Here is a 20,769-nt window from a genome sequence, read left to right as displayed (position 1 = left end):
GTCACCACCGACGCCACCGTTACCGCCCGACGACGATCCGGCGGACGGCAACGACAAGGCCGCGCATATCCGAGCGGTGGCGCGCGCTGAGTTCGGCAGCAAGGGCTACGAAGTCACCACGGTCCGCGACATCGCTTCGGCGGCGGGAATGGGCACCGGCACGGTCTACCGATTGATCGGCTCCAAGGACGAACTGCTGGCATCCATCATGGCGTCGTTCGGCGCCAAAGCCGGTGGTGGCTTTGCGGCCGTGCTGCGCGCCGACGCAACGCCCATCGAGAAGCTCGATGCCCTGAGCTGGATCAATATCAATGCCCTGGATCGGTTTCCGGACGAATGGAAGATCCAGCTCGCGTGGATGCGCTACTGTCCGCCGGACACCCCCAACCCCGGCCTGGCCTTCACCACGCGGCTGCGCCAGCTCAAATCCCTACTGTCCGAAGGGACCCGGTCGGGCGACATCCGCATCGAGACGCCGTCGATGGAGTTGTTGTCGCGGTGTGTGATGGATCTGCTGTGGATGCCGGAGAACATCGTGCGCGGCCAAGGGACCCGAGCCGCTCTGGAGCTGGCCCGCGACACCCTGATCCGGGGTGCCGCGCAGCGCGGTTCGGCCGCGTAACAACACCGCACGGCAGCTACCAAAGTTTTGTTCCGAAACCTATTGCTTAAGGTCAGGCCTTCGCATAGGTTCGGTCCATGTCTGGAAAGCTCAGCGGCAAAGTCGCATTCATCACTGGCGCTGCCCGGGGGCAGGGTCGTGCCCATGCCCTCGCCATGGCCAAAGAAGGCGCCGACATCATCGCCGTCGATATCTGCCGGCAGATCGAGTCGAATCCCTACCCGCTGGCCACCCCCGATGACCTGGCCGAGACCGAGCGGGCGGTCAAGGAGCTGGGTCGCCGGGTGGTCGCCCGGATCGCCGACGTTCGCGAGCGCCATGAGTTACGCGACGCGGTCGAGGCCGGGCTGGCCGATCTGGGCAGGCTCGACATCGTGGTCGCAAACGCAGGAATTCTGCCGATGGCGATGGGCAAGCCGGACCCCATGCAGTTCGTCGACGCCTCCGACGTGGACCTGCTCGGCGTGATGAACACCGTCGCGGTCGCGATCCCGCACCTGCCCGACGGTGCATCCGTCATCGTCACGGGTTCGACCGCGGGCATGATCCGCGGCACCACCGACAATCCGAACATGGGGCCCGGCGGCGCAGGTTACGGCTGGAGCAAGCGCATCGTGATGGAGTACGTCGACGAGATGTCTTTGCACTTGGCGCCCAGGATGATCCGGGTCAACGCCATTCACCCCACCAACTGCAACACCCACCTGTTGCAGAACGACGGCATGTACTCCATGTTCCGCCCGGATCTGACCGCCGCCGGCAAGAAGGCCACCCGCGAGGACGCCGAGCCGCTGTTCACGCTCTTCCAGGCGATGCCGATCCCCTACGTGGAGCCCGAGGACATGGCCAACCTCGGGGTGTTCCTGGCCAGCGATGACGCACGCTACATCACCGGCCAGCACATCCGCGTCGACGCCGGCTCCCTGCTCAAGTGGCCCAACGGTCCGGGCGGATAGACGCCGCCCTGCCGGGTAGCGTCGCTCCCATGGCTCGCATCGTGATCATCGGTGGCCACGGCAAGGTCGCCCTGCTGCTCGCCCGCATCCTGGCGCACGAGCCCGGCAACCAGGTCACTTCGGTGTTCCGCAACCCCGACCATGCCGACGAGGTCGCGGCGACCGGGGCGCACCCGGTGGTGGCCGACATCGAGCACCTCGACACCAACGCGCTGGCCGAGCTGCTGGCCGGTCACGACGCCGTGGTGTTCTCCGCGGGTGCGGGCGGGGGCAATCCGGCGCGGACTTACGCCGTGGACCGCGACGCCGCCATCCGCACCGTCGACGCCGCCGCCAAGGCCGGGGTGCGGCGGTTCATCATGGTGTCCTACTTCGGCGCCGGCCCCAACCACGGTGTTGCCGAACGCGACTCGTTCTTTCCCTATGCGCAGGCCAAAGCCGCCGCGGATGCTCACCTGCGCGCCAGCGACCTGGACTGGACGGTGCTGGGGCCGAGCCGGCTGACGCTCGAGGAGCCGACCGGCCGCATCGACGTGGGCCCCGGCACGGGCAAGGGTCAGGTGTCGCGCGGCAACGTCGCGTCAGCGATCGCGGCCTGTCTGGCCGACCCGTCGACCACCGGCCGCACCATCGAGTTCAACGACGGCCACACGCCGATCCCGCAGGCGCTCGCGGCCGGTCGAGCCGAGTAATCTCGGTCCTGCAACTGGTTTGCCGGCGGCGCCTCACGGCGGTGTCGGCATCGAGCGCACGGCGGTTTTCCGTCGGGCGCGAGAGGGAACCCGGTGAGAATCCGGGACTGTCCCGCAGCGGTATGCAGGAACGACCGCCGTCAACAGCACTGGTCAACGGGCTCGCCCACCGACTGGGAAGCGACGGCCATTAGGAGCACCTCGGTGCGTGCCTGCGAGTCCGAATACCTGCCTGTTGTGCTGGGCGCGCCGCGCCCAGCGGATCATCGCCCCGCGGAATGGGCGTCTGGTTTTGAGGGTTTTATTGCGTTAAATTGCATGGGACCGGATTGGCTGGACGACTGCCGGCGGTGATCCACCCTGCAATCGAAGGATCAACTCGTGAACGCTCAACCCTTTACCGCCACCGTTCTCGGCTCACCGCGCATCGGACCTCGACGCGAGCTCAAACGCGCCACCGAAAGCTACTGGGCCGGCCGGATCAACCAGGACGAGCTGCGCACCGTGGCCGCCGAACTGCGCCGCGACACCTGGGCTCAGCTGGCCGCCGCCGGTCTCGACTCGGTACCGGTGAACACGTTCTCCTACTACGACCAGATGCTCGACACCGCAGTACTTCTGGGCGCACTGCCGGCCCGGGTGGCCGGCGTGGCAGACGAGCTGGACCGCTATTTCGCCGCGGCCCGGGGCAACGCGGAGATCGCCCCGCTGGAGATGACGAAGTGGTTCGACACCAACTACCACTACCTCGTTCCCGAGATCGGTCCCGACACCACGTTCACACTCAACCCGGCCAAGGTCCTCGCCGAGCTCGCCGAGGCCCACGAGCAGGGCATCGGCGCAAACGCGGCCCGGCCGGTGATCATCGGTCCGGTCACCTTCCTGCTGCTGTCCAAGGCTGTCGACGGTGCGCCGGCGCCGATCTCCCGGCTGGACGAGCTGACCGAGGTCTACGCCGAGCTGCTGGGCGCGCTGGCCGACGCCGGGGCGCACTGGGTGCAGATCGACGAGCCGGTGCTGGTGACCGACATCTGCGCCGATGCGCCCTCGCTGGCCGAGCAGGTCTACAACCGGCTCGGTGGGCTGAGCAGGCGACCGGCGATCTTCGTGGCCACCTACTTCGGTGACCCCGGCGCCGGATTGCCTGCGCTGGCCCGCACCCCGGTGGAGGCCATCGGGGTGGACCTGGTCTACGGCCCGAGCACCGTGGCGCCGGTGCCAGAGCTGGCAGCCAAGACCCTGGTGGCCGGCATCGTCGACGGCCGCAACATCTGGCGCACCGACCTGCGTGCCGCGCTGGCCACCCTGGCGGCGCTGCAGGAAAGCGCGGCGGCCGTTGCGGTATCGACGTCGTGCTCGACGCTGCACGTGCCTTACTCGCTGGAGCCCGAGACCGGTTTGGACGACGCGCTGCGCAGCTGGCTGGCGTTCGGCGCGGAGAAGGTGACCGAGGTGGCCACCTTGGCGCGGGCGCTGCGCGACGGCCCGGAGGCCGTGGCCGGGGAGATCGCGGCGTCCGACGCCGCCGCCGCCTCCCGCACGTCCGACCCGCGCCTGAACAACGCGGCGCTGCGCGCGCAGATCGCCAAGTTCCGCGCAGCCGGCACCCGGCGCGGTTCGGCGCAGGCACGCCGCGCCGCCCAGGATGCGCGGCTGCACCTGCCGCCGCTGCCGACCACCACCATCGGCTCATTCCCGCAGACCGTCGAGATCCGCAAGGCCCGTGCGGCGTTGGCGGCCGGCGAGATCGACGACACCGAGTACATCGACCGGATGAAGGCCGAAGTCGCTGCCGTCATCGCATTGCAGGAGAAGCTCGGCCTCGATGTGCTGGTGCACGGCGAGCCGGAGCGCAACGACATGGTGCAGTACTTCGCCGAGCAGCTGGACGGGTTCTTCGCCACCAGCAACGGCTGGGTGCAGTCCTACGGCAGTCGCTGCGTGCGCCCGCCGGTGTTGTTCGGCGACGTCACCCGGCCCGAGCCGATGACGGTGCAGTGGGCGACCTACGCCCAGTCGCTGACCGACAAGCCGGTCAAGGGCATGCTCACCGGCCCGGTCACCATTCTGGCCTGGTCGTTCGTCCGCGATGACCAGCCGCTGGCCGACACCGCCTACCAGGTGGCCCTGGCGATCCGGGAGGAGACGGTCGATCTGGAGGCCGCCGGCATCGCGGTGATCCAGGTCGACGAGCCCGCCCTGCGCGAGCTGCTGCCGCTGCGCGACGCCGACAAAGCGGCCTACCTGGACTGGGCGGTCGGCGCGTTCCGGCTGGCGACCTCAGGGGTGTCGGATGCCACCCAGATCCACACCCACCTGTGCTACTCGGAGTTCGGTGAGGTGATCGGCGCGATCGCCGACCTGGACGCCGACGTCACCTCCATCGAGGCGGCGCGCTCGCACATGGAGGTACTCGACGACCTCAACGCGATCGGGTTCGCCAACGAGGTAGGCCCCGGGGTCTACGACATCCACTCGCCCCGGGTGCCCAGCGCCGATGAGATGGCGGTGTCGCTGCGTGAGGCACTGGGCGCCGTTCCGGCGCAGCGTCTGTGGGTGAACCCCGACTGCGGGTTGAAGACCCGCAAGCCCGACGAGGTGACCGCTTCCCTGGCCAACATGGTCGCCGCGGCCCAGCAGGTCCGGGCCGGGGTGTAGCGACAACTCACCGAGTGTGCGTCCAGGGCGGAATTCTCGCCTGTTTTTCGCCCTGGACGCACGCTCGGCGCACGGCTAACCCGCCAGGGGGTCGGTGTCGCCTGACGCCGGGTTCACCCGCGGCGGGCGCGGTACTCCTGCTTCAGCGCCCAGGTGCGCCCGTCATCGCTGCGTTCGTCGCGCCAGCGAAACGAGTCCGGGCCGATATCGCGGAAACTCCATCGGATGGCGGAACCGTCGGGCAGCGTGCCGTCCTGCACGATGCCGTCCGGGTCGGCCCTGCCCAGTTGGTGCAGCCGAAGTCCCAGTTGCGGTTCGGTCCACTGGATGTGCCAGGCGTTGATCGCCGGGTCGTAGACGCGCAGCGTCGTCCCGTGAAACAGGTCTTCGGCGTGCCAGACGTCCTGGACGGCCCGTCCGTCGAGCACCCAGTCCGCGACCATCCAACCCGGGACGTGGCGGGTGCCGTCGTCGCCGAACCAGGTGATGTCAAGATCCCAGCGGCCGCCCACCAGCCATCCGTACAGCGCCATCGCGCCGCGATGCTCGGTGACGGGCCCGGTGGCGACCAATGCGTCTGCCAGCATTGACATCTCAGGCCGCCACGATGTCGAACTCGTTGCCCTCGGGGTCCGCCAGAGTGCTCCACCGGTAGCCGTCGTCGGCGTGGTCGGCCAACCGGGCCGCGCCGAGTCCCAGGGCCCGCTCGACCGCAGCGGCCAGATCCGCCGCGACGAGGTCGACGTGCACCCGGTTCTTGACCTGCTTGGTTTCTGGCACCTGCACGAACGCCAGGTGCGGGGGCGTCTGCGCTGTGATGCCGATCGACGCGAACTCGGCGCTGGCGCCGTCGTCGAGCGGTCGGTCCAGCAGTTGCGACCAGAACCGCGCCAGCTTGTCGGCGTCGGCGCAGTCGAAGGTGACGGTGTGCAGCGTGATCTCCATGGGTGAACTCCTTGTCGTGTTGTGGCGGATCAGGATTTGGTGCGAAAGATCGGCCAGCACACCTCGGTGCGATGCGCGGCCTCGTCGTCGGTGTCGTAGCCGGACACCCGGTAGTACTCGCGGATCGGTCCGTCGACACCCAGTTCGCGTTCGGCGACGTGAGTGCCCAGCGCGGCATAGGTGCGGTCCAGCTCGCCGAACGCTCCCCGGTGCAAGGCGACCGCCAGTTCCGCCGCGGGAATCTTCAGTGTTCGCACCCGGCCCCGGGTCGTCGCGGCCCTCACCGGCCGAAACGCGATCACCTCTCCCCCGCCGGCTTCGAAGAACTCCGCGGAGTACAGCGCGGCGCGAACCCCGGGGGCGTCGTCGCCGACCGCGGCGTCGAGCTCGGTGAACGCCTGCGTCCACCAGTCATCGATGTCTGCCATCGCCACCTGATCGACGATTGCGGCGGCCGGCGTCGCCGGCACCGAGCGGTAGGCGACGTCGCAGGCGCTGCCGGGGTCTTCGAGCAGGGCCCGCAGCGACTCCACGCTGGCCTGTGTTTGCGCGAGGCGGTCTTGCAACCGTTGGAGGTGCGCCACGATGGCCCGGTTGCGGTCGGTGACCTGCTCGGCGCGGACCACTTCGGTCAACTCGTCGAGTGGCATGCCCAGGTCGCGCAGCCGGCGGATGACTTGGGCGATCGGTACCTGGTCCGGGCTGTAGTAGCGGTAGCCCGACGACGGATCCACCTGCACGGGCGCCAGCAGGCCGCGCTCGTGGTAGAGCCGCAACGCCTTGACGGTCAGATAGGTCATCCGGGAGAAGTCCCCGATGGGCAACAGGGTCGGCATGCTGTCAAGTGTCGAATCTCCCCCAGGGGCAGAGTCAACAGATCGGTGCAACTAGCCTCGGCTGATGGACTTCACCACGATCCGCCACGAGGTCGAAGACGGCATTCTCACCGTGTATCTGCACCGGCCGGACAACCTCAACGCGTTCACCGTCGAGATGGCCGACGAGTTGGAACGCACCTTCATCGACGTCAACGACAACGACGACGTCCGCGCGGTGATCGTCACCGGCTCCGGACGCGCGTTCTGCGCCGGCATGGACCTGTCCAGCTCGGGCAACGTGTTCGGTCTCGACGAGTCGAAGTCGCCGTCATTAGCCGACATGGCCGACCTCGACGATCCCGAATTGGTGCGGGTCCGCGACACCGGCGGCCGGGTGACGCTGGCGATCTATGGCTGCCGCAAACCGGTCATCGCCGCGGTCAACGGCGCGGCGGTCGGGATCGGCGCCACCATGATGCTGGCCATGGACGCCCGACTGTTCTCGACCAAGGCACGGTTCGGGCTGGTGTTCGGGAAACTGGGCATCACGCCCGAGGCCTGCTCAACCTGGTTCCTGCCGCGGATCGTCGGCGTGCCCACAGCTCTGGACCTGCTCTACCGCGCCGACATCCTCGACGCCGAGGCGGCGCGCGGCTGTGGGATCGCCCAGGCGATTCACCAACCGGAGACACTTCTGGCCGAGGCGCGAGCGCTGGCCGACACCTGGACCAAGGGCCGCTCGCCGGTCTCCTTCGCGCTGATCCGCCAGATGCTCTACCGCAACTCCGCCCAGCCCGATCCGGTGGAGGCGCACCGGGTGGACTCACTGGCGATGTTCTACACCAGCATCGGCGACGGCGCCGACGGCGTACGCGCCTTCCTGCAGAAGCGCGACCCGCACTTCAGTGCCCGGGCTTCGCAGATGCCGCCGTTCTACGACGAATGGGTCAAGCCCGGCAGTTAAGCAGCGTGCTGCCATCCCGGGCCGCGGAACAGGTGGCCCCACACCGCCCGCCAGCTGCGCGCCGCGCGGATGTCGCGCCAGATCGCGACGTACTCGTGGGTGGCCACTCGCACCGGGTTGAAGGTGTCGATGTTTTTGGTCAGCCCGTAGACCGCCGGCTCGTTCTCGGGTTCGAAGGTGCCGAACAGCCGGTCCCACACGATGAGGATTCCGCCGTAGTTCTTGTCGAGGTAGCTGGGGTTGGCGCCGTGGTGCACCCGGTGATGCGACGGGGTGTTGAAGACGAATTCGATGGGACGCCAGAGCTTGCCGACGCGCTCGGTGTGAATGAAGAACTGGTAGAGCAGGCTCACGGACTGCTGCAGCAGGATCATCCACGGGGCAAATCCGGCGAACGCCAACAAGATCCAGAACGGCACCGAGGTGAAGGGCGTCCAGGTCTGGCGCAGGGCCGTGGACAGGTTGTAGTACCGGCTGGAGTGGTGCACCACGTGACTGGCCCAGAACACCCGGATGGTGTGGTGGGTGCGGTGATACCAGTAGTAGGCGAAGTCGTCGGCGACGAACAGCGCGATCCAGGTCAGTGGGTTGGCCGCGGGCAGATGCACCGGTGCCAGCAGGTAGGCCGCGCTGAAGACGGCCAGCACCGCCAGCTTCCAGCCGATGTTGATGATGACGTTGCCGATGCCCATTGCCAGGCTGGTGCGTGTGTCGCGCAGCTCGTAACCGAGCTCGGCGTCGTCGGGCCGCACGGCGAACGACACGGCTTCCAGGGTCAGGCAGAGCACGAAGACCGGAATGGCGTGTGCGATGAGGTCGAACATGCGGCTACTCCCCTTCCTGGGCGCCGGCCTGGCAGGCCGTGACGAACCGGGTCAGCAACGCGTCGGCGAGCCGGTAGGCCGCGTCCTCGTCGGCGGCCGCGATGGCGGCGGCCAGCTCGATGTGGGCGTTGCGGTCGGCGAACTCGGCGACGCCCAGCGCGTAGATGCCGTCGCGGCCCATCTCCTCGTACGCCGCGACCAAGGTGTTGAGGGCGAGCCGGTACGCAATATTTTCTGAACCGTCAATTACAGCGATCCAGAACGCCAGATCGGCCTCGCCCAGGGCGTGCAGGTCGTCGGCGGGCGGGTAGGCGGCTGCGGCTGCGGTGATCGCGGCCCGCTGCTGCGGGGAGGCGTTGCGCGCGCACAGGCGGGCGGCGTCCGCGGCGATGGAGCGCCGCATCACCGCGACGTCGCCGATGATCTGGCGGGTGGGGATCGCCCCGGCGACGGCCAGGCCGGTCAACGCGTCCAGGCCGGCGCTCTGGCGCCAGTCGAGCACCCGGGTCTTGCCGCCGTGACTGATCCGGACCAAGCCCGCCTGCTGCAGCCGCTTGAGCGCTTCGCGCACCGCGTGGCGGTTGACCTGCAGGGTCAGCGCCAGTTCGCGCTCCGAGGGCAGTGCCTCACCGGCCGGCAGGCGTCCGGTCAGGATCTCCTCCACGAGGCGCACGAAGATCGTGTCGGAGATCGCGGCGCGGGAGATGGGCGCAAGGTCCATGGGCTCCATGGTGGGACCACCCCACCACACTGGTCAACTGGTTGGACCAGTTATCTGGGTCACACCCCGGCGGCGCCGTCGACGTAGACAGGCAGGTCGTCCTGCCACGGCTGGCACTCCACCATGTCCGCCACCTTGACGTGGCCGCGCTCGAACTCGCCGGTGGCCGCGTCCACCAGCCGGTAGGTCTGGGTCTGGCGGTGGATCGGCTGGGCGTCCAGGATCACCACCCGCACCTCGCCGGACTCGAATCCGCAGCGCTGCTGCAACGCCTCGATCAGCTGCTCGTTGGTCATGTGGCCGTCGCCGAAGTTCCAGCCCACCGCCGTCGAACAGATCCGCTCCCCGTCGGTCAGCGAGTAGTCGCTCTCGTCGCCGTCGGCCATCGCCCGGTGCGCCAGGCTGAACAGCGCCCGGCCGTGGGTGTTGAACCCGCGGAAGGCGTAGCCCATGTAGATCGGGATCTGGGCGGCCTCGGGGCTGCCGTAGAAACGTTCCAGCTGTGCTGCGGGCATGCTGGCGATCGCGACGATTCCCCGCGCGATCTTCTCTTCGGCTGAGGGCTTCAGGCACCACAGCGTGGTGTCCCAGTTACCGGCGTAGTAGCGCATCCCGGGCAGGAACGAGATCTTCTGCGGGAACAGGTTTCCCAGCACCACGGTGCCGGCGCTGACGGCGAACAGCAGCGCCACCGGCAGCGCATTGGTGACGTCGGACAGGCCCAGGTCGGCGTGCGCGACGAACAGCGACAACACCCCGAAGATCATGAAGACGTTCCATTCCAGCGGCACGCCCATCGGAATCGCGGCGAGGATGCCCAAGTGGAAGGCCACCATCACGGTGGCCGCGATGGCGGTGGGCAGGCCACCGTGGCAGAAGAACAGCGGCAGCGGCACCAGCATCTCGATCGCGGTGCTCAGGTGCGCCAGCGCCTTCGACGGCCCGCCGGGGCGCAGGTCGTCGGGGAAGTTCTTGAAGAAGGCGCGTTTGAGGGCCTTCGGCCGGATCAGCGGGTTGTTGCTCATCATCGTCGAGATCACGAACGGGAAGTGCCGGTTGAGCTTGGAGGTGGCCGCACCCATCCAGATCACCATGAAGATCGCCTTGGCCGCGATGATCATGTCCGCTCCGGTGAACAGGAACGCCGCGGCCAGCGGCGCGTAGACCTCACCGCGGGCGGCCAGGAAGATCACCTTGTCGCGCAGGCCGAGCACCGCCAGCACGGCCAGAATGGCCAGAATCTGCCAGTGCGGCAGCACCCCGATCTCGGTGCGCAGCGCGGCGATGGGGCCGGTGCCGTCGGAGACCAGCCCCACCAGCAGCAGCACCAGCAGCGCCGCATAGAGGGCTGCGTCCAGGGGGGTGCGGGCGGTGCCCGAGGTCAGCGGAATGCGCCCCGGCCACGGTGGCAGCCGAATGGTGCCGGGCCGCAACCAGTACAGGATCGATCCCATCGGCGGGAAGAAGCGGTTGTTGAGCGGGCCGAAGCCGCAGCCCAGGCCGATCACCTCGAACAGCATCGTGTAGAGCACGACCTTCTCGAACACGATCGGTTCGCTCCACCACTGCCGCACCTGCGTGAATCCGTCGATGCCGGTGGTGGTCAGCGCGAACAGCCAGGCGCCCAGGATGTACAGGCCGATCTTGAACACGTAGAACAGGTGCAGCACCACCGGGGTGCCGAAGCCCACCTCCGCCCAGTGCCGGGCCATCGGCCGGATCTTCTCGCTGCGCGTGCCCTTGCTCCACTCCGGGAAGTCGACTACGGGCAGTTGAGGTTTGAGAAATCCCATGCAGCCAAGACTAGAACGTGTTCTAGATCCGCGCGGCGAAACCCCGCCCCGCGAACACCGCGGGCAGCTGCCGCGCCGTCACACCGCCTTGAGGACGCGCTGCGGGCGGCCCGAGTAGGCGCTCAGCGGGCGGATCAGCGCGTTGGAAGCCGTCTGCTCCACGATGTGGGCGGTCCATCCGGTGATGCGGCTCATCACGAACAGCGGGGTGAACATCGGGATGTCGAAGCCCATCAGGTGGTAGGCCGGGCCGGTCGGGAAGTCGAGGTTGGGCTTGATCCCGGTCGCGGCGAACATCTCGGTCTCCAGGATGCGGTAGATGTCCAGCCAGCGTTGGCCGCCTCGGGCGGCGGCCACCAGCTCCAGCGCCGCCTTCATGGTCGGCACCCGGGAGTCGCCGTGCTTGTACACGCGGTGACCGAAGCCCATCACCTTGTCCTTACGTGACAGCTTGGCGTGCAGCCACGCCGCGGCCCGGCCCGGTTCACCGATCTCGATCATGTCGTGCATGACCGCTTCGTTGGCGCCGCCGTGCAGCGAGCCCTTGAGCGCGCCGATGGCCGCGGTGACCGCGCTGTAGATGTCGGATCGGGTGGAGGTGACCACCCGCGCGGCGAAGGTGGACGCGTTGAAGCTGTGTTCGGCATACAGGGTCATGGACTGCTCGAAGGCCGACACGATCACCGGATCGGGCACCTCGCCGAAGCACATCCGCAGGAAGTTCTCGGCGTAGCCGAGGTGGCTGTGCGGCGCGATCGGGTCAAGGCCGCGCCGGCGGCGCATGTCGGCGGCCACGATGGTGGGCAGCACAGCGAACATCCGCAGCGCCTTGGTGAAGTTCGCCGACTCGCTGGCGTCGTCTTCTTCGGCGTCCTCGGCGCCCAGGTAGCTGATCGCGGTGCGCACCACGTCCATCGGATGGCAGGTCTCCGGGAGCTTGTCCACCAGCGACAGCAGCGAGCGGTCCGCGCGCCGCGCCGCCCGCTCCCGCTGGCAGAACAGCGCCAGCTCGGCGTCGCTCGGCAGCTCACCGTGCCACAACAGGTAGGCGACCTGCTCGAAGGTGCAGTGCGCGGCCAGATCCTGCACGGGGTAACCGCGGTAGGTCAGGGAGTTGGTCTCCGGCACCACCTTGGAGATGGCGGTGGTGTCGACGACGACGCCGGCCAGTCCCTTACGGATTTCCGGCACGTCCGGGGAGATCGTCACTGGGCCGCTCCTAACGTGAAGGTGAAGATGTCGTCATCGAACTGGCTGTACTCGGCGTAGCGCAGCAGCTCGTAGAGCCGGCTGCGCTGCTGCATCTGATCCAGGAGCCCGGATTGGGTTCCCGCCGAGTTGATTTCCCGCAATCCGGCTTCGACGGCGAACATCGCCAGCCGCAGGGTGGTGACCGGGTAGATGACGGCGTTGTAGCCGAGGTCGCCCAGTTGGGCGGCGGTGAGCAGCTCCGTTTTGCCGAACTCGGTCATGTTGGCCAGCAGCGGCGTGGTCACCGCGGCGCGAAATGCCTCGAATTCAGCCGGCCCGCGCAGGGCTTCGGTGAAGATCAGGTCGGCCCCGGCGTCGGCGTAGGCCTTCGCCCGGTCGATCGCGGAGGCGAGTCCTTCGATGCCGGCGGCATCGGTGCGGGCGCAGATCACGAAGTTCGGGTCCCGGCGGGCGGTGACCGCGGCCCGCAGCCGCTGGACCATCTCGCCCACCGGCACCACGGCTTTGCCGTCGAGGTGCCCGCACCTCTTGGGGTTGACCTGGTCTTCGATGTGGCACCCGGCCAGCCCGGCGTCTTCGAGCACCGTGATGGTGCGCGCGGCGCTCATCGGTTCGCCGAAGCCGGTGTCGGCGTCGATGAAGGTGGGCAGGCTGGTGGCCGCCGCGATCGCTGCGCCGCGCCCGGCCACCTCGGTCAGTGTGGTCAGCCCGATGTCCGGCAGCCCCAAATCAGCCGAGAGCGCCGCACCGGAGACGTAGACGCCCTCGAATCCGATCTCGGCCACCAGCTTGGCGACCAGCGGCGAGAAGGCCCCCGGGAACCGTTGCAGCCGGCCCGACTGCAGGCCGGACCGCAGAGCCGCACGCTTGTCCGACGGGGCGGCGGCCGACCCGAGCAGCCCGCTCACCGGAAGATCCCGTCGGGTGTCGCCGGTGCCTGGTCGAGCACCGCCGGGTCGACGACGATGTTGAGCTCGTGCAGCCGACCGCCAGACAGGCTCGCCAAACCCTCAGCGGCGGCAAGGAATCGCTGCTGCTCGGCCGTGGTCACCACGCCCTCGGCGAGCTCGGTGAACTTGCCGATGTACTGCTTGCGTTCGAACGGCCGGGCCCCCAGCGGGTGGGCGTCGGCGATAGCGATCTCGTCGGTGATGACTTCGCCGCTGGCCAAGGTGACCTCGGCGCGCGCCCCGAACGCCTTCTCGTTCGGGTCGGTCGCGTGGTAGCGCCGGGTCCACTGCGGGTCCTCGACGGTGGAGATCTTGCGCCACAACGCGATCGTCTCGGGCCGGTGTGCCCGTTCCGGGGTGTAGGACCGCACGTGGTGCCAGCTGCCGTCCTCCAGGGCGACGGCGAAGATGTACATCACCGAGTGGTCCAGGGTCTCCCGCGAGGCGTCCGGGTCGAACTTCTGCGGATCCCCCGAACCGGTGCCGATCACGTAGTGGGTGTGGTGGCTGGTGTGCAGCACGATCGTGGCCACCTGGCTCAGGTCGGCGATCCGCCGGCGGAGCCGCTTGGCCAAGTCGATCAGGGCCTGGCTCTGGTATTCGGCGGAGTACTCCTTGGTGTAGGTGTCCAAGATGCCGCGCTTGGCCTCGCCGGGGCCGGGCAGCGGCACCCGGTAGGTGTGGTCGCGCCCGGAGAGCAGCCAGGCGATCACGCCGTCTTCGCCCTCCCAGATCGGGGCCGGCGCGCCTTCACCGCGCATCGCCCGGTCCACGGCCTCGATGCCGACTTTGCCGGCCCAGGCCGGCGCGAAGGCCTTCCAGCTGGAGATCAGCCCCTTGCGGGACTGACGGGTGGCGGTGGTCAGGTGCAGTGCCTGGCCGACGGCGGAGTAGATCACCTCGGGGTCCAGCCGCAGCATGGTGCCGATTCCGGCGGCCACCGACGGGCCGAGGTGAGCGACGTGGTCGATCTTGTGCTCGTGCAGGCAGATGCCCTTGACCAGGTCGACCTGGATCTCATACGCGGTGGCCAGGCCGCGGATCAGGTCGGCGCCGCTGACCCCGAGCTGCTGGGCGACCGCCACCAGCGGGGGGATGTTGTCGCCGGGGTGCGAGTACTCCGCGGCCAGGAAGGTGTCGTGGAAGTCCAGTTCGCGTACCGCGGTGCCGTTGGCCCAGGCCGCCCATTCGGCCGAGTAGCTGCCCTCGACGCCGAAGACCGCGGCACCCGTGGCCGACGGGTGTGCCAGGGCTTGGCGGCGGGCCACGGTCACCGGCCGGCGCAGCACCGAGGCAGCGCTGACGGCGGCGTTGTCGATGATCCGGTTGATGATCATCGCGGCGGTGTCGTCGGGGACCGCAATCGGGTCGGCGGCCACCTGCGCGATCTTCCAAGCCAGATGCTCGGAGCGGGGAAAGTCCTCGGCACTGCGGCGGGTCCGCACGTCGTGTAGCTGCATGTTCCACACCCTACGCAGCGCCGCGACGTGCCGAAATAGACGGGAAAAGTGGATTTTTGCGTCCTAGATTCCCTCGTTTTGCAAACCTTGCGAACCTACCGTGGGGTTACTCTGCATCCCATGGCACCACCTCCGACCTCCCGGACCTTCGCCGGAGCCAGGCTGCGCCGTCTGCGCGAGGAGCGCGGCCTGACGCAGGTGGCGCTGGCCCGTGCGTTGAACCTTTCGACCAGCTACGTCAATCAGCTCGAGAATGACCAGCGGCCGCTCACCGTTGCGGTGTTGCTGACACTCACCGAACGCTTCGGCCTGCCCGCGCAGTACTTCTCCGGCGACGCCGACGCCCGCCTGGTCGCCGAACTGCGCGACATGTTCACCGCGACCGCCGGCGAACACGCCGCCGGCGAAGGACAGATCGAACAGCTGGTGGCGCGCATGCCCGAGATCGGCAACAGCCTGCTGACCATGCACCGCCAACTGCGCTCGGCCACTGAAGAATTGGAGTCCTATCGGTCGCGAGTCTCCGGTGATGCGGCGCAGGCCGTGGCTGGGCCCATGCCCTTCGAGGAGGTCCGGGACTTCTTCTACGACCGCAACAACTACATCGGCGACCTCGACAATGCCGCCGAGCGGCTGTTCATCGACTCCGGGATGCGTTTCGGCGGCCTGGATCTTCAGCTGGCCGCACTGATGGGCGAGCGATTCGGCATCACCGTGGCGATCGTCGACGACCTGCCCGCGGGCACCAAGCGGGTCTTCGACCCGGCGACACGGGTGCTACGCGTCGCGCACTGGTTGTTGGCCGGCCAGCGCGCGTTTCAGATCGCCACCCAGTTGGCGTTGCTGACCCAGCAGGAGCTGCTGGCCGACCTCGTGGCCCAAGACCCGTCACTGAGCCCGGAGGCACGCGGGGTGGCCAAGATCGGGCTGGCCAATTACTTTGCCGGCGCATTTCTGTTGCCCTACCGGCAGTTTCAGCGATCCGCGGCCGACCTACGCTACGACATCGACCTGTTGGGCCGCCGATTCGAGGTCGGTTTCGAGACGGTGTGTCACCGGCTGTCCACCCTGCAACAGCCCGGGCGGCGCGGGGTGCCGTTCATCTTCGTCCGTACCGACAAAGCCGGCAACATCTCGAAGCGGCAGTCGGCCACGGCGTTTCATTTCAGCCGGGTCGGTGGCAGCTGCCCGCTGTGGGTGGTCCACGATGCGTTCAGCCAGCCGGGCCGCATTGTCACCCAGGTGGCCCAGATGCCCGACGGACGCAAGTACTTCTGGATCGCGACCACCACGCCGCCCGAGGGGCGCGGCTATCTGGGGCAGCACAAGAGTTTCGCGGTGGGCCTGGGGTGCGACCTGGCCCATGCCGACAAGCTGGTGTACTCCACCGGGGTCGCCCTCGATGACGCGGCCACGGTGGTGCCGATCGGAGCGGGCTGCAAGATCTGCGACCGCCCGGCCTGCCCGCAGCGGGCCTTCCCCTATCTGGGTCGGCGGGGGGTCGTCGACGAGAACGCCGGCAGCGGGCTGCCCTACTCGCCGGTCGCGGCGGACTGAGCCGGCCGCCGGTAGAACAGCACCAGTTGACCGATGGCCCCCGCCAATCCGAGGCCGAGCGAGATCCACAGGCCCGACCACCCCTTCTGCCAGCAGTGGCCGAAGATCTGGTGATCGGCGCTGAGGTAACCCGGCCCCAGCATGGCCACGGCGACGGCGCCGGCAGCCAGCACCAGGTTGTACTCCCAGCCGTTGGTCAGCACGAAGAAGCCGTTCGAGCGGTGCACGGTCCACACCGCCACCGCCATCAACGCCACGAATCCGGCGGCCGCGATCGGGGTGAACAGCCCGACGGCCAGCGCCAGCCCGGCAGCGATCTCGGCGATCGCCGCGGTCAGCGCCGCGAACTTGCCGTACTTCATGCCGATGCTTTCGAACCACCGCGCGGTGCCGGGGATGCGGCCCCCGCCGAAGAATTTGTTGAACCCGTGGGCTGCCATGGTCAGACCCAGAACAAGACGCAGGAGCAGCAGTGCAACATCAGCAGAGGTGGCCATCTGCTCAAACTACAACGCGGCGTCCAACAGTCGCAGATATACCTCGATATCGGCGATCGCCGACTGCGCCGCATGCACGCTGATCACGATGGTGTCGCCGATGCCGTGCACGCCGTGGGTCAGTCCCATCGCCGGGGACAGCGCCGGGAACCCGGCGGTCAGCAGCACCGGCGCGGTGCCCAGTCGCAGGTCTGCGGCGCCGCGGTGCACGCTGGAGACCACGGTGTTGCCGGCGACCCGCTGCGGGCGCACATCGGGGTCGAAACGGTCTAGGCCCCAGCGCAGCAACACCGCAGGCGTCGCGGCGAAGGCGCGGTCGGCGGCGGCGGTGGCCGGATGTCGGCTCCGGAGCCGGCCGGTGGCGATGTCGGCGGCGATGCGCTGACAGCGGGCGTCGTGGTCCAGGTGCGGATACAGCCCCACCGTCACATTGCCGAAGTGGTTGTTCGCTTGGCGTGCGCCGGTTTTGGCCATGGGAAGTTCGGCACCCAGCTCGTCGCAGTGCCCGCCGAGGTACTCCGACAAAGCCGCGGACACCGCGGCGAGCACCGCCACGGTGACGGTCGGCCCGCCCACCTCGGCACGCCGTCGCACCAGGGTGCGCACGACTCGGTCGCCGGCCGGCCGGTTGTTGGTGGCCAGCGGTGGGCGGTCGCCGACTGGCGTCGGCAGCAGTCCCGCGCGGGTGTCCTCGACGCGGCGGCGGTGGGCGCGCGCGGCGAGCACGGCGCGCCAGGGCAAGAACCCGGCCCGCGGTGCGGGCACCGCGGGCACCGGGGCGGGGCGGCCGAACAGCCAGGCGGCCAACGCCGAAGACCGTTGGCCGTCGGCAAGGGCGTGCGCTATCTGCAACACCGCCACCGTGCCGGCGCCGCGATGCCCGGGAAGGTCGTGCACGGGTGCGAACAGATGCAGGCGCCACGGGTTGGCCTGCACGTCGAGCTGGTCCTCGGTGAGCCGCACGACGGCGTCCAGGCAGCCGGCCCAGCTGTCGCCGGGTGCCCGGTGGCGGATCGCCGTGGCCGGCTCGGTCCGCGGCACCCAGCGCGGATAGCGCAGCCGGCCGGCGTCGGCGACCCGGATGTTGAGGTCCGGGGCCGCCCGGGCCCGGTCGAGCACGTCGGCGATCGCGCCGTCGAGGTCGGCGGGTACCCCGGCGAAGGCGTAGAGCAGGAACTGGTCGCTGGGGATCTTCGCCGACATCCAGGCGAACTGCGCGTCGATGGCGGCCATCCGCCGTGCGGCGGCCACCGGGTCAGGCACCGCTCATCGGCTCAGAAACGCCAGCACCTGTTCGGCGACCTGGTCGGGCTGCTCGAGTTGCAGGAAGTGGCCCGCGTTTTCGACGATGGCCACCGCACTGCCCGCTGGCAATGCGGGCTCCATCAGCTGCGCGAACTCCACGGTCATGCAGCCGTCGGTGCGCCCGTGCAGGTACAGGGTCTGCAGTTGCGGCAGCTGCAACCAATACCGGTGCAGATCGGTGTAGGGCTCCGGGGCCCGCAGGCTGCGTAACGCCCGGTAGGGCCCCAGGGCGGCGCGCCAGCCCTCCGGCGTTCCGATGGCCGCGTCGACGTGGCGCAGATCCTCCTCGGCGGGATATCCCGGCGACCAGCGCCGCCACAGCAGCGGCAGCACCCAGGAGGCGGAGCGTTCCGGCAGCCACGGCAGTTGGAAGTAGCTGATGTACCAGCTGCGCAGCACCTGTCCGGGAACCCGGCGGGCCAGCGAGAGCCGGTCTGTTCCGCCGACGGCCCGTAGCGCGGCCGGCGGCGGCACCGACATGATCACCGCCTTGGTGAACGGGCTGTCGGGCATCGCGGCCAGCCCGGTGGCCGCGATCGCGCCCCAGTCGTGACCGATCACCACGTCACGGCCCGTCCCGCCGACAGCGGCGTACGCCCGCAGCGCGTCGTGGATCAGGGCGCCCACGTGATAACTGCCGTCGGCGGGGATCGCCGAGGGCGCATAACCCCGCATGAACGGCGCCACCACATGCCACCCGGCCTCCACCAGCCGCGGCGCCAATCGGCGCCATCCGTAGGCGGTGTCGGGAAAACCGTGCAGGCACAACGCCACCGGGTCACCGGGGGTCCCCCAACTCAATGCCTTGAGCTCGACCCCGGGTGCCGGCACGTCGATCCACCGCGGTTCACTCATCACTTACCCCTCACGGCCGAGCAGGCGTTTGCGTCCACCCTGTCGTCCAACCTATCTACCATCTGGGAATGCGCACAGCCCAGACCGTCGAATACGACGGCGTCGACGGAGTAACGCTGGTCGCCGACGAATGGAACCGGGGCGCAGCTGATGCGGCCGGGCACCCGACCATCGTGTTGCTGCACGGCGGCGGCCAGAATCGGCACTCCTGGCACCGGACCGGCCAGATCCTGGCCGACCGCGGCTGTCACGTGGTGGCGCTCGACACCCGCGGCCACGGCGATAGCGATCGCGCGCCGCACGCCGACTACGCGATCGAGAAGCTCACCGCTGACGCGCTGGCGGTGATCGACGCGATCGGCCGGCCGGTGGCGCTGATCGGGGCCAGCATGGGCGGGCTCACCGGCATCCTGGTAGCCGCGCAGGCCGGGCCGCAGCGGGTGACCAAGCTGGTGTTGGTGGACGTGGTACCGCGGTATGAGAAGGACGGCAGCGCCCGCATCCGCGACTTCATGTCCAGCCACCTCGACGGTTTCGACTCCTTGGAGCAGGCCGCCGACGCGGTGGCCGCCTACCTGCCGCACCGCCGCAAACCCCGCAGCCCCGAAGGGCTGAAGAAGAATCTGCGGTGGCGCGACGGGCGGTGGTACTGGCACTGGGATCCGGCGCTGATGACCAAGCCCGACGACGACCCGGCGCTGCGCATCGAGAAGATCGAGGCGGCGGCCATCGGACTGCAGATCCCGATCCTGCTGATCCGCGGCAAGCTGTCCGACGTGGTCAGCCCCGATGGTGTCGCGGATTTCCTGTCCAAGGTCCCCGGCGCGCGGCTCGTCGAGCTGTCCGGCGCCGGGCACACCGCCGCCGGCGACGACAACGACGCCTTCAGCGCGGCTGTCGTCGAGTTCGTGTCCGGCCCTTGACGGGGTGGGTCGCGCCGCACTGGATCGCGGCCTATGCCCTGGCGGCGGTGGTGGTCAGCCAGGGCATCGCACTGGTGATCGTGACCGCCCGGCTGCGGCGGGCCCGCGCCGAGGCCGACTCGCTGCGCGGCCGGGCCGATGCCCGCACCATGCTTTTGACCAGCGGCCGGGAGGCCGTCAAGACGGTGTGGCAGACCGCGAACCTGGTGCGCGAGCAGGGTTTCGGTGCGGCGGTGCGCAGTTCGATCGAAGACCTCGCCGACTGGGCTGCGGTGGAACGCCCCGACCTGGCCCGGCTGGCCCCGGACGGGCATGTGGTGGTGCTGTTCACCGACATCGAGGGGTCCACCGAACTCAACGAACGGATCGGTGACCGCGCCTGGGTGAAGCTGATCGCCCGCCACGACGAGGCGGTGCACCGGCTGGTTGCGGCGCACCGCGGGCAGGTGGTGAAAAGCCAGGGCGACGGCTACATGATCGCCTTCGCCGATCCCGAACAGGCGGTGCGCTGCGCCCTGGCCATTCAGCAGGCGCTGCAGGCCCGGCGCGGGCGCAAACCCCAGCAGCCCATCCGGGTGCGCATCGGGGTGCACATGGGCCGCTCCGTGCGGCGCGGCGACGACTTGTTCGGGCGCAACGTGGCGATGGCCGCCCGGGTGGCCGCCGCCGCGGAGGGCGGCCAGATCCTGATCAGCGGGCCGGTGCGCGACGCGGTCAAGGAATGCGCGGGCATCACCGTCGGCGCCGGTCGGGATGCGGAGCTGAAGGGCTTCGCCGGCACCCACCGCCTCTACAGCGTCGACGCCGCCACGGACTGACGGGCGCTGGGCTGCGTCAATCCAACCCGCCGGCCTCGGCCAGCCGCTCGTGTAGGCGAGCACGGATCTGTTCGGGCGTGTAGGCCCGCCGTCGGCGCTGGTCTCGCGCCACCAGCACTCCCCCGGCGGCAACGCCCACCACACCCGCCAGGCCGATCCATTTCCAGATGCTGCGCACGATCACACCCTAGGGTGCTGG

At 69.1% G+C, this 20,769-nt stretch carries 21 protein-coding genes and 1 riboswitch; of the genes, 8 read left to right on the top strand and 13 right to left on the bottom strand.

The window, feature by feature from the left end:
* From LI92_RS06470 to metE, 4 genes are all read left to right on the top strand, one after another.
* A partial coding sequence (locus LI92_RS06470) for a TetR/AcrR family transcriptional regulator (RefSeq protein WP_046317245.1) occupies window positions 1-622 on the top strand: 622 nt, incomplete at its 5' end.
* Window positions 623-699: 77 nt separating this feature from the next.
* Window positions 700-1,578 (top strand): mycofactocin-coupled SDR family oxidoreductase, encoded by an 879-nt coding sequence (locus tag LI92_RS06465; RefSeq protein WP_046317234.1) that lies wholly within the window; start codon window positions 700-702, stop codon window positions 1,576-1,578.
* A gap of 29 nt (window positions 1,579-1,607) precedes the next feature.
* Window positions 1,608-2,270 (top strand): SDR family oxidoreductase, encoded by a 663-nt coding sequence (locus LI92_RS06460; RefSeq protein WP_046317232.1) that lies wholly within the window; start codon window positions 1,608-1,610, stop codon window positions 2,268-2,270.
* A 44-nt stretch (window positions 2,271-2,314) separates the two neighbouring features.
* Window positions 2,315-2,520, top strand: a riboswitch (cobalamin riboswitch).
* Between the two features lie 110 nt (window positions 2,521-2,630).
* Complete coding sequence (gene metE, locus LI92_RS06455; protein ID WP_502691403.1) at window positions 2,631-4,928, top strand: 5-methyltetrahydropteroyltriglutamate--homocysteine S-methyltransferase; 2,298 nt, start codon at window positions 2,631-2,633, stop codon at window positions 4,926-4,928.
* 113 nt (window positions 4,929-5,041) lie between these two features.
* Here metE and LI92_RS06450 read toward each other — a convergent pair whose 3' ends face one another.
* From LI92_RS06450 to LI92_RS06440, 3 genes are read right to left on the bottom strand one after another with little or no spacing between them, the layout of a single operon-like run.
* Window positions 5,042-5,521: a hypothetical protein gene (locus LI92_RS06450; protein WP_046317228.1), complete on the bottom strand. Its 480-nt coding sequence runs from the start codon at window positions 5,519-5,521 to the stop codon at window positions 5,042-5,044.
* A gap of 1 nt (window position 5,522) precedes the next feature.
* Window positions 5,523-5,873 (bottom strand): VOC family protein, encoded by a 351-nt coding sequence (locus LI92_RS06445; protein WP_046317226.1) that lies wholly within the window; start codon window positions 5,871-5,873, stop codon window positions 5,523-5,525.
* 29 nt (window positions 5,874-5,902) lie between these two features.
* A complete protein-coding gene (locus LI92_RS06440) occupies window positions 5,903-6,709 on the bottom strand; it encodes a MerR family transcriptional regulator (protein WP_046317223.1) in 807 nt (268 codons plus the stop codon).
* A 64-nt stretch (window positions 6,710-6,773) separates the two neighbouring features.
* Here LI92_RS06440 and LI92_RS06435 point away from each other — a divergent pair, with 64 nt between their 5' ends.
* On the top strand, window positions 6,774-7,655 hold the full coding sequence (locus LI92_RS06435; protein ID WP_046317221.1) for a crotonase/enoyl-CoA hydratase family protein: 882 nt from the start codon (window positions 6,774-6,776) through the stop codon (window positions 7,653-7,655).
* Here the strand turns inward: LI92_RS06435 and LI92_RS06430 are convergent.
* The 6 genes from LI92_RS06430 to prpD all read right to left on the bottom strand — a co-directional run bounded on the left by LI92_RS06430 (window position 7,652) and on the right by prpD (window position 14,615).
* Entirely contained in the window at window positions 7,652-8,479 is an 828-nt protein-coding gene (locus LI92_RS06430) for a sterol desaturase family protein (RefSeq protein WP_046317220.1), read from the bottom strand. The genes LI92_RS06435 and LI92_RS06430 overlap by 4 nt on opposite strands.
* Before the next feature lie 4 nt (window positions 8,480-8,483).
* Window positions 8,484-9,200 (bottom strand): FadR/GntR family transcriptional regulator, encoded by a 717-nt coding sequence (locus LI92_RS06425; RefSeq protein WP_046317217.1) that lies wholly within the window; start codon window positions 9,198-9,200, stop codon window positions 8,484-8,486.
* A 59-nt stretch (window positions 9,201-9,259) separates the two neighbouring features.
* Window positions 9,260-10,993 carry a DUF3556 domain-containing protein gene (locus tag LI92_RS06420; protein WP_046317215.1) on the bottom strand — a complete coding sequence of 578 codons (1,734 nt, stop codon included), beginning with the start codon at window positions 10,991-10,993 and terminating at the stop codon, window positions 9,260-9,262.
* A gap of 78 nt (window positions 10,994-11,071) precedes the next feature.
* Window positions 11,072-12,202, bottom strand: a complete 1,131-nt coding sequence (locus LI92_RS06415; protein ID WP_046317213.1) for a bifunctional 2-methylcitrate synthase/citrate synthase — start codon at window positions 12,200-12,202, stop codon at window positions 11,072-11,074.
* Window positions 12,199-13,113 carry a methylisocitrate lyase gene (gene prpB, locus LI92_RS06410; protein ID WP_046317211.1) on the bottom strand — a complete coding sequence of 305 codons (915 nt, stop codon included), beginning with the start codon at window positions 13,111-13,113 and terminating at the stop codon, window positions 12,199-12,201. Before prpB ends, LI92_RS06415 begins: the two co-directional genes overlap by 4 nt.
* Entirely contained in the window at window positions 13,110-14,615 is a 1,506-nt protein-coding gene (prpD, locus tag LI92_RS06405; RefSeq protein WP_046317209.1) for a 2-methylcitrate dehydratase PrpD, read from the bottom strand. Before prpD ends, prpB begins: the two co-directional genes overlap by 4 nt.
* Before the next feature lie 120 nt (window positions 14,616-14,735).
* Between prpD and LI92_RS06400 the strand changes: the two genes are divergently transcribed.
* Complete coding sequence (locus LI92_RS06400) at window positions 14,736-16,172, top strand: short-chain fatty acyl-CoA regulator family protein (RefSeq protein ID WP_046317206.1); 1,437 nt, start codon at window positions 14,736-14,738, stop codon at window positions 16,170-16,172.
* Here the strand turns inward: LI92_RS06400 and LI92_RS06395 are convergent.
* Genes LI92_RS06395 through LI92_RS06385 form a run of 3 tightly spaced genes read right to left on the bottom strand, consistent with a single transcriptional unit; the run spans window position 16,148 to window position 18,829 of the window.
* Complete coding sequence (locus tag LI92_RS06395) at window positions 16,148-16,669, bottom strand: DoxX family protein (RefSeq protein WP_046317204.1); 522 nt, start codon at window positions 16,667-16,669, stop codon at window positions 16,148-16,150. The genes LI92_RS06400 and LI92_RS06395 overlap by 25 nt on opposite strands.
* Before the next feature lie 9 nt (window positions 16,670-16,678).
* Window positions 16,679-17,902, bottom strand: coding sequence for a WS/DGAT/MGAT family O-acyltransferase (locus tag LI92_RS06390; RefSeq protein ID WP_046317243.1), 1,224 nt, complete (start codon window positions 17,900-17,902; stop codon window positions 16,679-16,681).
* 33 nt (window positions 17,903-17,935) lie between these two features.
* Window positions 17,936-18,829: an alpha/beta fold hydrolase gene (locus tag LI92_RS06385; RefSeq protein ID WP_046317201.1), complete on the bottom strand. Its 894-nt coding sequence runs from the start codon at window positions 18,827-18,829 to the stop codon at window positions 17,936-17,938.
* A gap of 68 nt (window positions 18,830-18,897) precedes the next feature.
* Here LI92_RS06385 and LI92_RS06380 point away from each other — a divergent pair, with 68 nt between their 5' ends.
* The gene (locus LI92_RS06380) at window positions 18,898-19,752 is read left to right on the top strand and encodes an alpha/beta fold hydrolase (RefSeq protein ID WP_046317199.1); all 855 of its coding nucleotides are present in this window, start codon (window positions 18,898-18,900) and stop codon (window positions 19,750-19,752) included.
* Window positions 19,749-20,570 (top strand): adenylate/guanylate cyclase domain-containing protein, encoded by an 822-nt coding sequence (locus tag LI92_RS06375; RefSeq protein ID WP_046317197.1) that lies wholly within the window; start codon window positions 19,749-19,751, stop codon window positions 20,568-20,570. The genes LI92_RS06380 and LI92_RS06375 overlap by 4 nt, the downstream gene beginning before the upstream one ends.
* A 16-nt stretch (window positions 20,571-20,586) precedes the next feature.
* Here LI92_RS06375 and LI92_RS22945 read toward each other — a convergent pair whose 3' ends face one another.
* Complete coding sequence (locus tag LI92_RS22945) at window positions 20,587-20,748, bottom strand: hypothetical protein (RefSeq protein WP_152665358.1); 162 nt, start codon at window positions 20,746-20,748, stop codon at window positions 20,587-20,589.
* Window positions 20,749-20,769 lie beyond the last annotated feature (21 nt).

The sequence above is a fragment of the Mycobacterium sp. UM_Kg1 genome (genome assembly GCF_000972925.1).
GTDB lineage: Bacteria > Actinomycetota > Actinomycetes > Mycobacteriales > Mycobacteriaceae > Mycobacterium > Mycobacterium hiberniae.
Note: the sequence above shows the minus strand (reverse complement) of the source record. Positions and strands in the feature narration are given on the sequence as shown.

Excerpts from the sequence above, each read along its gene's own strand:
- LI92_RS06465 (WP_046317234.1), top strand. The coding sequence starts at position 700 with ATGTCTGGAAAGCTCAGCGGCAAAGTCGCATTCATCACTGGCGCTGCC.
- LI92_RS06460 (WP_046317232.1), top strand. The coding sequence starts at position 1,608 with ATGGCTCGCATCGTGATCATCGGTGGCCACGGCAAGGTCGCCCTGCTG.
- LI92_RS06450 (WP_046317228.1), bottom strand. The coding sequence starts at position 5,521 with ATGTCAATGCTGGCAGACGCATTGGTCGCCACCGGGCCCGTCACCGAG.
- LI92_RS06445 (WP_046317226.1), bottom strand. The coding sequence starts at position 5,873 with ATGGAGATCACGCTGCACACCGTCACCTTCGACTGCGCCGACGCCGAC.
- LI92_RS06440 (WP_046317223.1), bottom strand. The coding sequence starts at position 6,709 with ATGCCGACCCTGTTGCCCATCGGGGACTTCTCCCGGATGACCTATCTG.
- LI92_RS06435 (WP_046317221.1), top strand. The coding sequence starts at position 6,774 with ATGGACTTCACCACGATCCGCCACGAGGTCGAAGACGGCATTCTCACC.
- LI92_RS06430 (WP_046317220.1), bottom strand. The coding sequence starts at position 8,479 with ATGTTCGACCTCATCGCACACGCCATTCCGGTCTTCGTGCTCTGCCTG.
- LI92_RS06425 (WP_046317217.1), bottom strand. The coding sequence starts at position 9,200 with ATGGACCTTGCGCCCATCTCCCGCGCCGCGATCTCCGACACGATCTTC.
- LI92_RS06420 (WP_046317215.1), bottom strand. The coding sequence starts at position 10,993 with ATGGGATTTCTCAAACCTCAACTGCCCGTAGTCGACTTCCCGGAGTGG.
- prpD (WP_046317209.1), bottom strand. The coding sequence starts at position 14,615 with ATGCAGCTACACGACGTGCGGACCCGCCGCAGTGCCGAGGACTTTCCC.
- LI92_RS06400 (WP_046317206.1), top strand. The coding sequence starts at position 14,736 with ATGGCACCACCTCCGACCTCCCGGACCTTCGCCGGAGCCAGGCTGCGC.
- LI92_RS06395 (WP_046317204.1), bottom strand. The coding sequence starts at position 16,669 with ATGGCCACCTCTGCTGATGTTGCACTGCTGCTCCTGCGTCTTGTTCTG.
- LI92_RS06390 (WP_046317243.1), bottom strand. The coding sequence starts at position 17,902 with ATGGCCGCCATCGACGCGCAGTTCGCCTGGATGTCGGCGAAGATCCCC.
- LI92_RS06385 (WP_046317201.1), bottom strand. The coding sequence starts at position 18,829 with ATGAGTGAACCGCGGTGGATCGACGTGCCGGCACCCGGGGTCGAGCTC.
- LI92_RS06380 (WP_046317199.1), top strand. The coding sequence starts at position 18,898 with ATGCGCACAGCCCAGACCGTCGAATACGACGGCGTCGACGGAGTAACG.